Source organism: Acetobacter sp. P1H12_c, assembly GCF_018811975.1.
GTDB lineage: Bacteria > Pseudomonadota > Alphaproteobacteria > Acetobacterales > Acetobacteraceae > Acetobacter > Acetobacter persici.
In genome coordinates this window covers 1-13,907 of sequence record NZ_JACRVR010000049.1, presented here as the reverse complement: position 1 = coordinate 13,907, position 13,907 = coordinate 1, and the positions used below count along the sequence as shown (strand labels likewise).

Genomic DNA, 13,907 nt, shown 5'->3' with positions numbered 1-13,907 from the left:
CCTCCCGCCTGTGGTGCTTGACCACCCCCTCATCCAGCACAAGCTGACTCATCTGCGCCGCAAGGAAACCTCTACAGCCGGTTTCCGCCGTCTGGTGCGCGAACTCAGCCTGCTGATGTGCTATGAAGCCACACGCGACCTCCCGCTGGAGCCGGTGGACATTGAAACACCGCTTGAGACAATGCAGGGCCAGCAGCTGGCGGGCCCGGATGTCTGCTTCATTTCCATCCTGCGGGCCGGGAATGGTCTGCTGGATGGTATGCTGGACCTCGTGCCGTTCGCGCCTGTCGGGCATATTGGTCTGTATCGTGACCCGGACAGCCTTGAGGCCGTGGAATATTACCTCAAACTCCCCACGCAGATTGCCTCACGCCGCTGCGTTGTGGTGGACCCCATGCTTGCCACAGGCCACAGTGCCGCCGCAGCCCTGACGCGGCTGAAGGAACAGGGGGCAAAGCGCCTGCTCTTTGTCTGCCTGCTTTCCACACCGGAAGGGATTGCCTGCCTGCAAAAAGCCCACCCGGACGTGCCCATCATCACCTGCTCAATCGATCGCGGACTGGATGATCACGGCTACATCCGCCCCGGACTTGGCGATGCCGGGGACCGTCTGTTCAGCACCCGCTAAATCTTATGGCGCCTGCTCCTGTTTTTGCATCTGCCCGCCGTATTCTGTTGCTTGGAATGCTGGCGGGATACATCAACGCGCTCAGCTTTATTGATCTGGGCGGGATGTTTGCAGGCGCCATGACAGGCAACACGATCCATATGGACGCCACCTTTGCTGCCGGAAACTGGCAGCATGGCATGCAGATTGCGGAACTGCTTCTGGTCTTTTTTCTGACAGCCATTCTTGCATCCTGCCTCCGGCTTATTGTACCGCCAGTCTGTAATTTTATCGTCATGGCGTTTCTGCTGTGCTTTGCGGAAGGCCTGCATGGCGCACCTCAGCAGGTGCGTTATGAATGTCTGATCCTGCCTGCTCTTATGGCCATTCAGGGTCAAACTCTGGCCCGTTTTTCAGGCAACGCCATTCAGACGGTCGTTATTACCAGCAATCTGCTGAAATGCGCGGCGGCCATAGCCGCGTGGCTGCTGTCATTCTGGCCGGGTCGTAAAATTCCGCGCCCTTCACTGGCGACACTTTTTCTGCCGGGGTTATCATGGGTCGCTTTTCTGGCCGGGGCAGCCGTGACGTCTCTGGCTCTGGGCCTGCATGCGCAATTCCCTTTTCTCTGGCCGTTACCCGTAATTGTCCTGCTCTGCATTGATATTGGCCGGGCCGAGCGCACCGGCCAGCTCGACTGAGCAGTTCCGCTTTGCCGAATAGCTGACATGCCCGAGAGCCCTTGGTGCCAGACGCCGTTCTCAGTAGGACCACAGGCATGACAAAACTAAGCAGCAAGGCGGCCGGATATGAGTATCTCCTGGGGTGATTTTCAGGCTGTGGTGCAGCTTTCAGCCGGGCTTAACGTCGCCATCCTGAGTTTTGTCGATATCAGCCTGCCCGCCATCAAGGAGCGTCGGCGCGTCTTCACCAAGGCGCGGCAGGAACTGGATATCCACCGCAAAAACCCGCACATGCGCACGGATGAACAAAAGGCAGACCACGCAAATGCCATAGGCGAAGTGGACCGCCAGCTTTTTGATCTGTGGCGTGAGACGTCTGCCTTTGAAAGCATTGAAGATTCCCTGATCAAATCAACCGGGGTGTTTGGCTTTTTTGGCGCGGTGCTGAGCATTACCCTGCTCTGGTATTCCGCCCTGCATTATAATGAGGACATTTCATTCACCGGTGAGTTGCTGACGGTCCTGTCCTTCTTTTCACTGGTCGCCGCGTTTCTTATCAATTTTGTCACCGCCTCCAAAGCGTCTCAATATGCCAAACGCTGCAACGCACTGCGGGACCATATGCGGACCAGCCTCTGAACCGCAGGCCATCTCGGAAGTTAGGTATCAGGCTAGGATAAACCCGCTGAGCAGCATCCCGCGGCAGAGAGTTGTCGGAAGCCACGGCGCATCCAATATTAGGGTGCGGAAAAGGGCCTTTCTGACAGCGCCCTTCTTTATTGCAGCAATGGATCTTACTCATGCGTTTTAACACAAAGGCATCTCTGGCCGCTCTGGCCGTGCTGACCGCCACACCGATGATGGCGCACGCCAGCAGCCTTCACACCAAATGGGAACAGTTTAAAGCGGGCCGCGCCTTCCGCCACCTGTCCGCTGACGGCCAGCGCGCCATGGCAGACATTGTTCAGGCTCGTGAAACGCTGGCAGCAGGCAAGACCGACGCCGCGATTCCCGCACTTTACGATGCTCAGAAGCGTCTGACCGCCGCAGGCAAGGCTGAAACAAAGTTTAATGCTGCGGAAAGCCAGCTTCAGCCAGCACCGCAACATCCGGCGTCTCCCGATCACACGCCTGCAACCACACCCACCACATGGATTCCGGTTGGCGGAGAATTCATCGCCACAGAAACACTGGCTCCGGAAAAGAAGGCCGCTGTTGCCACGGCGAATGGACAACTGAAAGCTGGTCAGACCGATCAGGCTGCCCAGACCATGCAGGTTGTGGGGGAAGATGCTGACTTCATCGTCGCTCTGGCACCGCTGGCGCAGACGCAGGGTGCGCTGAACCGCGCGACGGTCTTTACCGAAGGCAAGCAGGCGTCTGAAGCTGTTGCAGCGCTCGACCAGATCCTGAACGGCCTGGTATTTGTCTCGGAAGATTTTGCTGAGTCCGCCATGCCGGATCACGGCAAAGCGCCTGCAAAATCCAGCCACTGACGGCTAAAAAGAAAATGGGGGAGGCGCACACGGCACCTCCCCCATCCAGACCTTTCACGCAGCTTAAAACGCTTTGTGTCAGTGCAGGTTTTTAGAAATCGACGCTGGCCGTTCCCATCACCATAAACGGTGCTGCGACGGAATAGGTTGTGTTGCCACCTTTGATCTTGGACCCATACATCCCGGTTGTTGCCAGAGCGTTAGCGGCCGTACCGTTAACAAATCCAAGGTAACGACGGTCCGTGATGTTCCGCAGGTTCAGGCGCAGGGTGGGAGACTTCATAATACCCCAGTCCTTGAAGCGATAACCCGCATTGATGTTCATCGTCAGATAACCGGGAATATGCTGGTCATTCACAAACGTTGAATACTGCCTGGCAACATATTTCAGGCTGTAACCGCCAAACAGGTGCCCGTCATCATAATCGAGGTTGAAGCCCAGCTGATATTTCGGCGTCTGCGGCGCAAACTTGCCTTTGCTGAACACAAAGTCACTGGCGCCACCGGCAGCAATATTGCTGTCTGTGCGGGCGTTAATATATTCAGCAGAGAAATAGGGGCGCAGATGATACAGGATCGGCCGTGTGCCCACTTCCAGATCCACACCATCAGCATGAGAGTTCCCGCCGTTGATGCTGCGGGTATAGGTATAGCCTGTATCTGTTACCACGCTCTGCTGATACAGACGGTTGGTGAAGTTATAATGGAAGTATGACACAGAACCCATCACCAGCGGCCCCTGATAACGCCAGCCGAACTCCTCAGAAATGGAGATTTCCGGCTTCATGTTCGCGTTAGCCTGTGTGCTGTAGCTATGGGATTTTGTGTTGTAGGACCCTGAGTCATACAGTGACGTATTCATCGGAATACGGAAGTTGGTGGTTGAAGACGCAAAAAGCTGGTTTTCATCGTTAATTTTGTAACGAATAGACACAGCCGGGAGCGGCTGCTGCCAGGACCCTTTAATATAAGGCCCGGTAGATGTATCCGGCAGGTTGTTCTGTCCGTCACGATTGACCACAGCGTATTTCAGGCCGGCCTCAATCGTAAGGCGGTTATTCAGCAGAGAAAGACTATCCACAATGAACATGGTGTGGATACGGGTCTGCGTCAGTGTGTCACGATACTGCGCCGTCACACCGTTGGAATAGACCATGTTGGTCCCGCCGCCCAGCAGATCGTCAGGCTTGCCTGTTTCGCCGTCAATCAGACTGAACGGCGCTGTCTGCCGCTGCTTTGAATATTCAAACCAGTAGCCCACGGTCAGGCGGTTAATGCCGGTGTGCAGCGTCAGTTTTGTCACCGCACCGGGGCGGTAGGTCTGCGTATTGGACGGGTTATACAGCAGCAGAGATTTTGTGTTGGAAGCATTATAAGGCCCGATAGAGCCAGTCACTGTCTGCTCACCATACTGCTGGCTGGTCAGGCTTTCATTATACGCACCGCCGCCGTTGCCATTGCCATACCAGAAGTAGGGCGTTTCGGTCAGGGTCAGATTATCAGTGAGCGTAAAGGTAGACGGAGCACTGGCATAAATGTTGGTAAACGGGTTGCGGTGCAGCTGGTAATAGTTTGCGCTCGGATGCTTGGGGTCCCATTTGCTTTCATAGGTGTTGTACACACCTTTTGACTGCCAGGCCGCCATATTTGTGGACGGGAACAGAACACCGGTTGACTGGTTACCAACCAGTGAGAAAGACACAACGTTGCCTTTCCCCCATGCGCTCATCCATTTGGTTTCCCCATGCATCTTGTTCTGGCCACCCGGCCCGCGCCAGGACTGCTCAGCCGCATCGGAGAAAGAGACAAAGCCTTTGACATTGGTATGGCCGACATAGCCGGTATCCAGACGACCAAAAATGCGGCGTGCGTTATAATTCCCGTAGGAACCAACGATTTTCCCGCCCAGATGATCTTTCGGGTTCATCAGATACATGTTGACAGCACCACCGGTGGCGCTGATATGCGGGCTGTCCAGATCCGCAGAGCCCTGCTCAACATTGATGCTGCGCAGGTTTTCCGGGTCCACGATTTCCTGCGGATAGACGGCATAGTTCCCGATATCGTTGATCGGGAAACCTTCAAGAGTAAAGCCGATCTGGCTTTCAGTCAGGCCACGCATGGTCATATGACCACCGGACAGGCCCATCGGGTCTGTCGAGGTGGTGTTCACCCCCGGCAGCATTTCAATAAGCTGCATCGGGTTCAGGCCGGTTGCCTGCTTTTCAATATATTCTGACGTGATGGTCGAGCGCGATTTCGGCGCGTCTTCCTTGACCATCAGACCCCCACCCACCTGACGGTGGCGGGCACCTTTGACTTCAACCTTTTCAGGAGCCTGATCGGTCGGAGCGGTGGAGCCCATCATGGATGGCTCACTGGAGGAAACTTTTGACGGTGCAGACGCACGCACATGCCCGACGTTCTTTTTCGTCGCATCAGGTTCTGCAGCAAAGCCTGCTGAGAACGGGAGGGTTGTAAAGCCAATCAGCGCGGAAGTGGCCAAAAGTTTCTGCATTGCGGTGAACTGTTCCATTAAAATTATTGTTAGGCGCAGCCCTCCCTTAACATTTGCGAAATAAGATTTATTTTAAAATTTTATGACAGCCGCCTAAAAACAACAGCCTGATGTTTTTTTGCAACAAATCGAAATCGGAATAATAAAAAAATTTAGGAAACTTCAGAAAACTACATTTTTCCTGAGCTTCTTTTGCGTTTCTTATTTTTTCAGGCCGCTTTACGCACCTTAATTTTCCTCATTAAAAAATACGCCTTTGTTTAATTTTTATACATCTTCGTATCAATCAGCAGAGCGCCGCATGCTCCCGGCGCACCGGGAGCATGATGCCTCATCCGTGGAGAAGGGGCTTCCCGGCTGCGGGGTCCGTCACGCCCGTGCTGCCTGTTTCAACATGCCCTGCAAAACGACTGGTTACATTCGGCTCTGCGGATGCAAAAACCGTCACATCATACCAGTGGTGGCTTCCGGCCAGACCAATCTGCTCCTGCCGGACGCCACGGGCAGGCAGCACCACCGTCCGCTTTGCCAGGCCATACGCATTGTCCTGCATCTGCACATTTTGTGGCCGGTTTGTATGGTTTGTCAGTTTGACAACAATCGCCCCTGCCCCGGTCTGATCCATCACTGAAACGCCGACATCCGGACGCCCTTTACGATGGAAATACCGCGCGAACCCATTCGGCCCGAGTACCATGAGACGCAGCATCCCGCCCGCAGGCACATGCCACTGATCCTGCAACGACGCACCAGCCCCGACCGTATACCGGCGCGGCTTTTCATCTGACTGCTCCTGATAAACATAGAAGCAGGCTCCGGTTGTGCCATGATTTTCAAACTGAAGAGTGCAGGCTCCTGCGGGTCCATCCACCTCATTAACAGCAAGAATATAGGGCAGCGGGCGCGTTGGCCTGTGCCCTTTTTCCTGCTCGCCAATATCAGATAGACTGCTTTCCACCGGAACCGCCGGGTCAGGCAGCTTGCAGGACTGGTCCGTTTTGCTCCTGTAATCCGCCGTATCCGGGAGATTCCCCTTCAATCCCTGCTTGCGTGAAAAATCGAACGCGCTGGTCAGATCCCCGCAGACAGAGCGCCGCCAGGGTGTAATATTGGTTTCACGCACCCCAAAGCGAGCTTCGATAAACCGGAGAACCGAGGTGTGGTCAAACACTTCCGAGCAGACAAACCCACCCGTGCTCCACGGAGACAAAGCCAGCATAGGGACACGCGGCCCCAGCCCGTAAGGCAGCATGTCTGCTGTGTAGCGTTTCGGCTCATGCGGCGTGAGACGATCATGAATCTCGCCGCGCGTATCAACGGTACTTTTCCCCGGCAAAACCGGTGTGGGCGGCTGCGGCGGCGGAACATGGTCAAAATATCCGTCATTTTCATCATACATGACGAGCAGAACGGTTTTTGCCCAGACGTCCGGGTTGGCTGTCAGAGCATTCAGCACACGGGCAATGTAGGTGGCGCCATAACCGGGGGTCCAGCGCGGATGCTCGGAATAAGCCGCAGGCGGCAGGAGCCAGGAAACCTGCGGGAGCCGGTCCGCCAGCACATCCTGCCGCAACGTATCAAGCGTGCGCTTCGTCATGGCGCGCTGATAAAGCGGGGACGTCTCGGGCGCATCGACATAGTTGCGGAAGTTCATCAGCACGTTCGTGCCGAAATTGCCGTTCTCCACATCGGCCGGAGAAAGCCCCTGCTGATAAACCTGCCAGCTGACCCCGGCGGCCTCCAGCCGTTCCGGATAAGTGGTCCAGTTAAATGGTCCGGGCACCTTCGGGTAAAAGGCACGATCAACCCAGTCCACATTGTCCAGCACAGGACCGCCGCCAACACCTTCCCCGTCCACGGTTCCGGTCATCAGGTAAAAGCGGTTGGGGTGCGTCTGCGTCGGGGTGGAACAGAAATAATGATCGCAGACCGTAAAGGCATCCGCCAGCGCGTAATGATACGGGATATCCTCACGCGTGTAATAGCCCATGGTCATGTCGGTCTTGTGCCGGGGCCACTGGTCGTTCCACCCGGCGTTGATCGCGGCATGCGTAGGGGCCCAGTTATGGTCAAGGTCCAGAACACACTGCGCGCTTGTGACATGCGTCCGGAGCTGAAATGGCAGAACGCGCCCGTTCTCGGGTTTTGCGCGCCACTGTGACCAGACTGGCGTTCCGTCCGGCGAGCGCACCGGGTGACGGTCCCCAACCCCACGCACCCCGTTCAGGTGGCCAAAATAATGGTCAAAGGAGCGGTTTTCCTGCATCAGCACTACAATGTGCTCAACATCTTCCAGCGTGCCGCTCCGGCGTTCCGCCGGAATAGCCAGCGCACGGTTAATGGAGGAAAGGAGACCCGCTGTTACAAGTCCGCTTCCGCCTTTCAGAAGTCCTCGGCGCCCGATAACCGACATACATGCCCTCTCGATTTCACATGCTCACAAAACTCTTTTGCGAACAGACAAGAGGCAGCTCTATACAGAAGCAACCCTCTCCGCGCCAATAATGACAGGCTTCATCATGATGTCACATATCAGGACATCCCGCCCCTGATGCAGCGTGCTTTAGAACAGCACTGTTCCCAAGAGTAAAAAATATTACCTTTCCGAATAGATACATTTTTCTGAAAAAACGATACTCCTCAGACCTCGTCAGAATTTTTGAAGGCCTTCTCCATGAGACACTCTTTCACCCATCTCGCTACGGCAGGCTGCTTGATGCTTGGTCTGACAGCCACAAGCACACAGGCGCTGGCATGGGGGCGTGAAGGCCATCAGGTTGTGGCGGCGCTGGCGTGGGATTACCTGACTCCCGATGTCCGTCATAAAATCGACCTGCTATTAAAGCAGGACAAAGATACACTGACCCCGCCCGACTTTCTCTCCCGCTCAACATGGGCCGATTCCTGGCGCAGCGCCGGGCACAAGGAAACGGGCGAATGGCATTTCGTGGATATCGAGCTTGATCACCCGGATCTCGCTCAGGCGTGCTACAATTTCCCGGCGCAGACCAACCCGGCCAGCGGTGGCCCGGCAAAAGACTGTGTGGTCAACAAAATTCCCCAGTTTGCAAAAGAACTCGCAGCCCCGGACACACCGCCTGCTGAGCGCGTTCTCGCCCTGAAATATCTGGTCCATTTTGTAGGCGATCTGCACCAGCCGCTCCATGCGGCCGATAATCATGACAAAGGCGGTAACTGTGTCCGCCTCGCGCTGGGTGGCCCGCGCACAACCAACCTTCATTCCTACTGGGATACGGCGCTTGTTTCAGAACTTGACCCGAACGCCAAAAGCCTGAGCGACTCTCTCTTCATGCACATTACCTATGATGACAAGCAGGCATGGCAGAGTGGGACCCCTTCTGACTGGGCACAGGAAAGTTTTGGTCTGGCACGAACCTATGCTTATCAGCTGAATACCGTAAAAGCTGGGTGTGACCCGGATAGCGCCCCGGTTGAACTCCCCGCTGGCTATGATGCCGCCGCACGCACTGTTGTTTCACTCCAGTTGATGAAAGCTGGGGTTCGGCTGGCTTACCTGCTGAACACAGCCTTGGCGGACGTCCAGATCAAACAATAAACCGGGCTTAGCCCCGCGCCGGGGTGATGTATGTTTCCCATGGAGCAAAAGCCGCCCTGTTATCAGGTTCAGGAGATCTGCTCTCAGATTTCAGCCCCGGCAGGCCGCATCAGAAGCTGCTCCATTAACGCCTGGAAAGATGCCTGCCCTGTAACAAGGGCGGCCACAGCCTCGATAATTGGCACATTGACCTGATGGCGACGGGCCAGTTCAGTCAGAGCCAGCGACGTGGCGACCCCTTCTACCACGCCACCGGCTGCCGCTTCCGCGTCTGATGGCGTGAGACCTTCACCTAATGCCCGGCCAACACGGAAATTTCTGGAGGATGTGCCGGTACAGGTCAAAAGCAGATCCCCCATTCCGGAAAGGCCGGACACAGTCGCTGCATCGCCCCCAAGTGCTTGCGCAAGACGGCTAATTTCTGCCAGTCCTCGCGTTACAAGGGCTGCGCGCGCATTTTCTCCAAGCCCTGCGCCAATCGTCACACCCGCGGCGATCGCAATCACATTCTTGGCTGCACCGCCAAGCTGGACCCCGATAACATCCGTGCTGTCATAAAGTCGGAAAGAGGGCGTTCCCAACAGATCCGCCAGAGAACGCGCCTGCCCCTTCTCCCGTGCCGCGATAACAGCCGCCGCGGGAAGTCCCGCCGCCACCTCATGCGCAAAATTCGGCCCAGACAACACAGCACCCGCATGGCCCGGCCGGATGGCCTCAAGACTGTCCAGCGGAAACTGAAGTGTATCGGGTTTGACTCCTTTGCAGCACAGAATGAGAGGCGAGTCTGTTTCGATCTGTGTCAAAATGGACGCCAGATGCTGCATAGGCACTGCCACAAGCGTTACGTCAGCACGGAACGCGAATTCATTTGTCACGGTAATGCTTGAAGGCAGGGGAAAAGCACTCAGGCGTGGCATTGCCCCGTTCAGGAGGCGAGAAGCCGGGTCTCGCGCCCAAAGAGACACCGCAACCCCGGTCCGGCTGGCATGGAGAGCCAGCGCCGTTCCCCAGGCCCCCGCACCAATAACGGCAATATGCTTCATTCTCAGCTTCCTATAACAGCGGCACGTCTGGGTTTTCGCCTATAATTGCAAACAAGACGACCACCAAGTTTTCGAGGCAGCTCTCTTAATCCATACAATTTTAAAAGCTACCGAAGCTCATACGCTGAAGGACGCAAACATATTCAGAAAATTTCGGCTCTTACGAAAACAGGCCCTGCTCCTTTCGGAACAGGGCCTGCCTTCAGGCTACAGACTTAGGAAAATATCAGGCGCTGAGAACCTGAACATCTTCCTTCTGCGCTTCAACAACATACGGGCCAGCGGCGACAACGTTGAGGCTGAGCAGCCCCATGTTACCGTCTGTGAGGCCAGACAGGGGCAGGACAGCATTGCCTGCAGTCCATGCTGCTTCAGCCTGGCTTGCATCAGCATGCCAGCCTTCCGGCTTGGTTTCAGCCAGATGCACCACAATGTTTTCCTGACGAGCAGCCGTTACAAACGTGATGTCACCAACAGCAACACCCATCTGACGACGATCATCCACAAACGGGCCAATCACATCAGACGGACGGCTGGCGCGGGACACGATGCGCACAGAAGACACATTTGCCGGCAGCATGAAGCTATAACGCTGACCTTCATGACGAACCGGGCGCACAACAGCGCCTGTCTCCGTGACCAGATGCAGATCGGCATCGTTGGTCAGTTCCACAACGTCAGCATGACGCAGACCTTCTGCAACGCTGCTCTTGCGGGCTTCCAGCTTGCGGAACAGCGGCTCTACAAATGCGCGGTCAACACACAGTTCTGCACCGGCATCTGCTGCCCATGTCTTTGCACGGCCACCAATGCTTGCAACCTTGCCTTCCTGACGGAAGGAACGACGGTTCCCCGTATCCAGGTAGCTTTCCGTCAGCATGCCATTAGCTGAAATGACCGCATGTTCTGCCGTTTCAATATGATAATAATCATAAGCAACGATAGATTTATCGTAGAAGATGGAAGAGCCGTTTACCAGCATACGCACCGGCACAAACTTACCATCGAAGAACATGCAATGCTCTGACGTAACCAGAAGGTCTTTATAAGGCACACCTTCAGCAACAGCGTCTTTAAGAATGCGAACAGGATAACCAGCCTGATCATCCGGCAGACCAACATGAGCCGTTGCAGATGCTTTACCGGCCCACACGACCGGACGAACACTCTCTACGCCCGTTTCCGAGTCAAATGTGACAACCTGATCACCAATCTGGAGATCTTCAACCGCCACTTCACCATCAGCCGTGCGGATCATGCTGCCAGCAAGGAAGCAAACCACGACATCAGCATTCAAATAGGTTTTTCCGCCAACTGTTGTAACAGTAAACGTTGTACCTTCGTTCGCAGCGGGAAGCTGAAAAGAAGACGTACCGTTAATTGCCGTGCCGTTACTTGTCAAAGTGTAAACACCATCGACATAAGTGTAGCCATCAGCAGTCATACCATCAATAATTATGGTATCATTTTCCGTTATGTTTGTAATAAATCCAATAATACTTGGGGTGGTGCCTGCAGCAATTTCAATTGTTCCACCACCACCTGCAGGTGTGTTAGCTGAGCCAGAAAATTCGATCAAACCGGAAGTGGTAGTTGCATAACCACCCAGAATCAGAGTTCCACCATCACCAACAATTGTTTTAGAGCCGTCAGCAATGATGTCAGAGTTACGAAGCGTTAGAGAACCATTAACTGTCACTGTTGACGATGAGGTAGAAGTACCGATGCGCCATCCATCAGCATCTACAGACACCCCGGCGTCAACAACAACACTTACCCCAGTCGTAGCGCCACCATTTGCAGTCGCCCCGTCGATAGTCCAACCATTGTAGTCTGACGTAATTTCAATAATGCCGTCGCTATTGGGCTTCAGCAGAATTTCATCTCCACTGTCATTGTTAATGAGATGTACAGATGCAACCATGGAACCCTCTCTATTTTCAGTTGGCCCCCACAACGGGCTCTACGGAAATGGTTAATAACTAGGAAACAATTAATCCTCATTGAAAGTTAAGGCAAGAAAAACATTTTTTGTTAATTAAAATTAATCACTACTGTTCCCTAACTACAACATCGCTCTGCCGAACCCCACCTGGAGAGTTCTAAAAACCCTCTGGCTTTGGACCTTTCTCGGTGCTTCCCTCCCTTGTGTGATGACTGGAGGAATGGCTCATGACTCAACGTGGTTTCTTTGATTTTGCAGAGTAGTTTGCTTGGTTGAGTGGGCTGGGTGACCCCATTTGAAGCATTTTACCGGACTGTATATTTTGGATCTGTAACGGTTTTGTGCCGGTTGACTGAGCATTTTACGCTCGCGTCAGGAGAGGCACGAGACCGTGGTTATGAAGCATACGGAAGAATTTCGCCGTGAGGCGGTGAGGATTGCCCTTGAACAGCGGTTTGTCGCGCGAGCGGGTAGCGACCGATTTGGGGATCAGCAAGTCGACGCTGGGACACTGGGTTTCGCGGTATCGGACAACGGACCGGCCTGCAGCACCTGAACCATCAATGGTTTTGGTCTGGGAGAACAAGTGCCTTCGCCTTGAGAACCGTCCCCTGCGGGATGAGAAGGAAATCTTAAAAAAGACCACGCAGTTCTTCACGAACCAAAAGACATGACGTTTGCCTTTATTCGGGAACATCGTGACCGCTGGCACATCGAGAGGCTGTGTGGGTTTTGCAGGTCTCGACACGCGGCTATCGGGCGTGGGTTTCTAGGCATGTCTGCCAACGCCAACTCACCGACCTGAAAGTCCTGACACATATCCGGGAGCATTATGCCCTAAGCAACGGCACCTATGCCGCCCCCGAATGACCATGGAGTTCAAGGAAGCCGATATCCATGTCGGTGAGTGAGCGTCGCATCGGGCGACTGATGAAGATCAATGGCATCCGCCCGGTTCGCACCCGCCGCCACAAGATCACGACCGATAGCCGGCACGCGCTGGACTTCGCTGCAAACATTCTGGACGGGGATTTTGTAGCCGACGCACCCAATCGGAAATGGGCGGACGATATAAGCTAATATGGACCACTGAAGGATGGCTTTATCTGGCCGTCATGGTATTGGCTGAGCGGCAAGCAACCGAATGAAAAAGAATCTCTCTATTCGGGAATTCGACATGGCGGTTCGTCTACGCGCTCCTGCTTCCGGTTGCATTTTTCACTCCGATCGCGGCAGCCAATATTGCTCCCACGATTTCCAGAAAAAGATGATCGAGAACAAGATGATCTCCTCCATGTCTGGCAAGGGAAACTGCTCTGACAACGCCGCCGTCGAGACCTTCTTCAAAAGCCTGAAGGCCGAATTCCTTTGACGACAGAGCTGGCCGACGCGACGACAGGCAACCGTCGCCATCTGCCAATACATTAACGGCTTTTATAATCCGCAACAGCGCCATTCCTATCTCAAGGCATCAGCCCCCTCGCTTTCGAGGCCAAAACCGCATGACAAAATCATAGACCACCACAAAACCGTCACAAGTCCACTAAAAGCCCAGAATCAAGAGAGAGGCGTATCAATCAGCGATTCTTCAATTTCTCACTATTTTACTTATGATTTTATTTGTTGCATAAATATTATTTACTATTTGTATAGATAAAAATGCAACATGTACAGCATGATAGGGCTCGACAGATAACAAGGCGCGCCCCGATGTCCAGCGTTCCTCAGGATGATCCACGACATGCCATCCGGGTAAATCTGAATGCGTGAGATGGTCCGTAATATCGTGCACCTGGAGGGATCGAAGAACCGTTGACTGATGTGCTTGGCGGGTAATTTCTGGCTTTTGGCGATTTGATTGACGGTTTTTGCGATGGCATCCGGTCTGCGTTTTGAGCAGATTGGGAGCTGTTACCCGCTTGATAGCTACGCTGTGGTGCTGATCCGCTGCAGGAAGAGGAAGCGGCGCATGTTGTAGACGATATTGGCCAGCCCGATCCTCATGGTGGCCCGGGTAATACCGACAGTTCGGATGAAC

General features: G+C 54.4%; 9 protein-coding genes and 2 pseudogenes. 6 read left to right on the top strand and 5 right to left on the bottom strand.

The genetic code is table 11. From position 1 onward, the window contains the following. The 4 genes from upp to KP699_RS14945 all read left to right on the top strand — a co-directional run. The coding region (gene upp, locus KP699_RS14960; protein WP_249212578.1) for a uracil phosphoribosyltransferase at positions 1 to 628 on the top strand (628 nt) is incomplete at its 5' end. 5 nt (positions 629 to 633) lie between these two features. Then, on the top strand, positions 634 to 1,308 hold the full coding sequence (locus tag KP699_RS14955; protein ID WP_215763187.1) for a YoaK family protein: 675 nt from the start codon (positions 634 to 636) through the stop codon (positions 1,306 to 1,308). A 108-nt stretch (positions 1,309 to 1,416) separates the two neighbouring features. Then, the gene (locus tag KP699_RS14950; RefSeq protein WP_077931376.1) at positions 1,417 to 1,929 is read left to right on the top strand and encodes a hypothetical protein; all 513 of its coding nucleotides are present in this window, start codon (positions 1,417 to 1,419) and stop codon (positions 1,927 to 1,929) included. Positions 1,930 to 2,090: 161 nt separating this feature from the next. After that, the gene (locus tag KP699_RS14945; protein WP_025826773.1) at positions 2,091 to 2,786 is read left to right on the top strand and encodes a YfdX family protein; all 696 of its coding nucleotides are present in this window, start codon (positions 2,091 to 2,093) and stop codon (positions 2,784 to 2,786) included. Positions 2,787 to 2,877: 91 nt separating this feature from the next. Here KP699_RS14945 and KP699_RS14940 read toward each other — a convergent pair whose 3' ends face one another. After that, positions 2,878 to 5,154: a TonB-dependent receptor gene (locus KP699_RS14940; RefSeq protein ID WP_252347122.1), complete on the bottom strand. Its 2,277-nt coding sequence runs from the start codon at positions 5,152 to 5,154 to the stop codon at positions 2,878 to 2,880. A gap of 481 nt (positions 5,155 to 5,635) precedes the next feature. Next, positions 5,636 to 7,717: a phosphocholine-specific phospholipase C gene (locus KP699_RS14935; RefSeq protein ID WP_215763185.1), complete on the bottom strand. Its 2,082-nt coding sequence runs from the start codon at positions 7,715 to 7,717 to the stop codon at positions 5,636 to 5,638. A 261-nt stretch (positions 7,718 to 7,978) separates the two neighbouring features. Here KP699_RS14935 and KP699_RS14930 point away from each other — a divergent pair, with 261 nt between their 5' ends. Then, entirely contained in the window at positions 7,979 to 8,881 is a 903-nt protein-coding gene (locus KP699_RS14930) for a S1/P1 nuclease (RefSeq protein ID WP_215763184.1), read from the top strand. A gap of 83 nt (positions 8,882 to 8,964) precedes the next feature. Here KP699_RS14930 and KP699_RS14925 read toward each other — a convergent pair whose 3' ends face one another. Both KP699_RS14925 and KP699_RS14920 read right to left on the bottom strand, forming a co-directional pair. Then, positions 8,965 to 9,924: an NAD(P)H-dependent glycerol-3-phosphate dehydrogenase gene (locus tag KP699_RS14925; RefSeq protein WP_215763183.1), complete on the bottom strand. Its 960-nt coding sequence runs from the start codon at positions 9,922 to 9,924 to the stop codon at positions 8,965 to 8,967. A gap of 226 nt (positions 9,925 to 10,150) precedes the next feature. Continuing rightward, positions 10,151 to 11,848: a Hint domain-containing protein gene (locus KP699_RS14920; RefSeq protein ID WP_215763182.1), complete on the bottom strand. Its 1,698-nt coding sequence runs from the start codon at positions 11,846 to 11,848 to the stop codon at positions 10,151 to 10,153. A 412-nt stretch (positions 11,849 to 12,260) separates the two neighbouring features. On the opposite strand from KP699_RS14920, the pseudogene KP699_RS14915 reads away from it, so the two are divergent. Beyond that, positions 12,261 to 13,375: pseudogene (locus tag KP699_RS14915) on the top strand (IS3 family transposase). Positions 13,376 to 13,795: 420 nt separating this feature from the next. Here the strand turns inward: KP699_RS14915 and KP699_RS16530 are convergent. Further along, positions 13,796 to 13,907, bottom strand: a pseudogene (locus KP699_RS16530) (IS5/IS1182 family transposase); the annotation flags it as partial.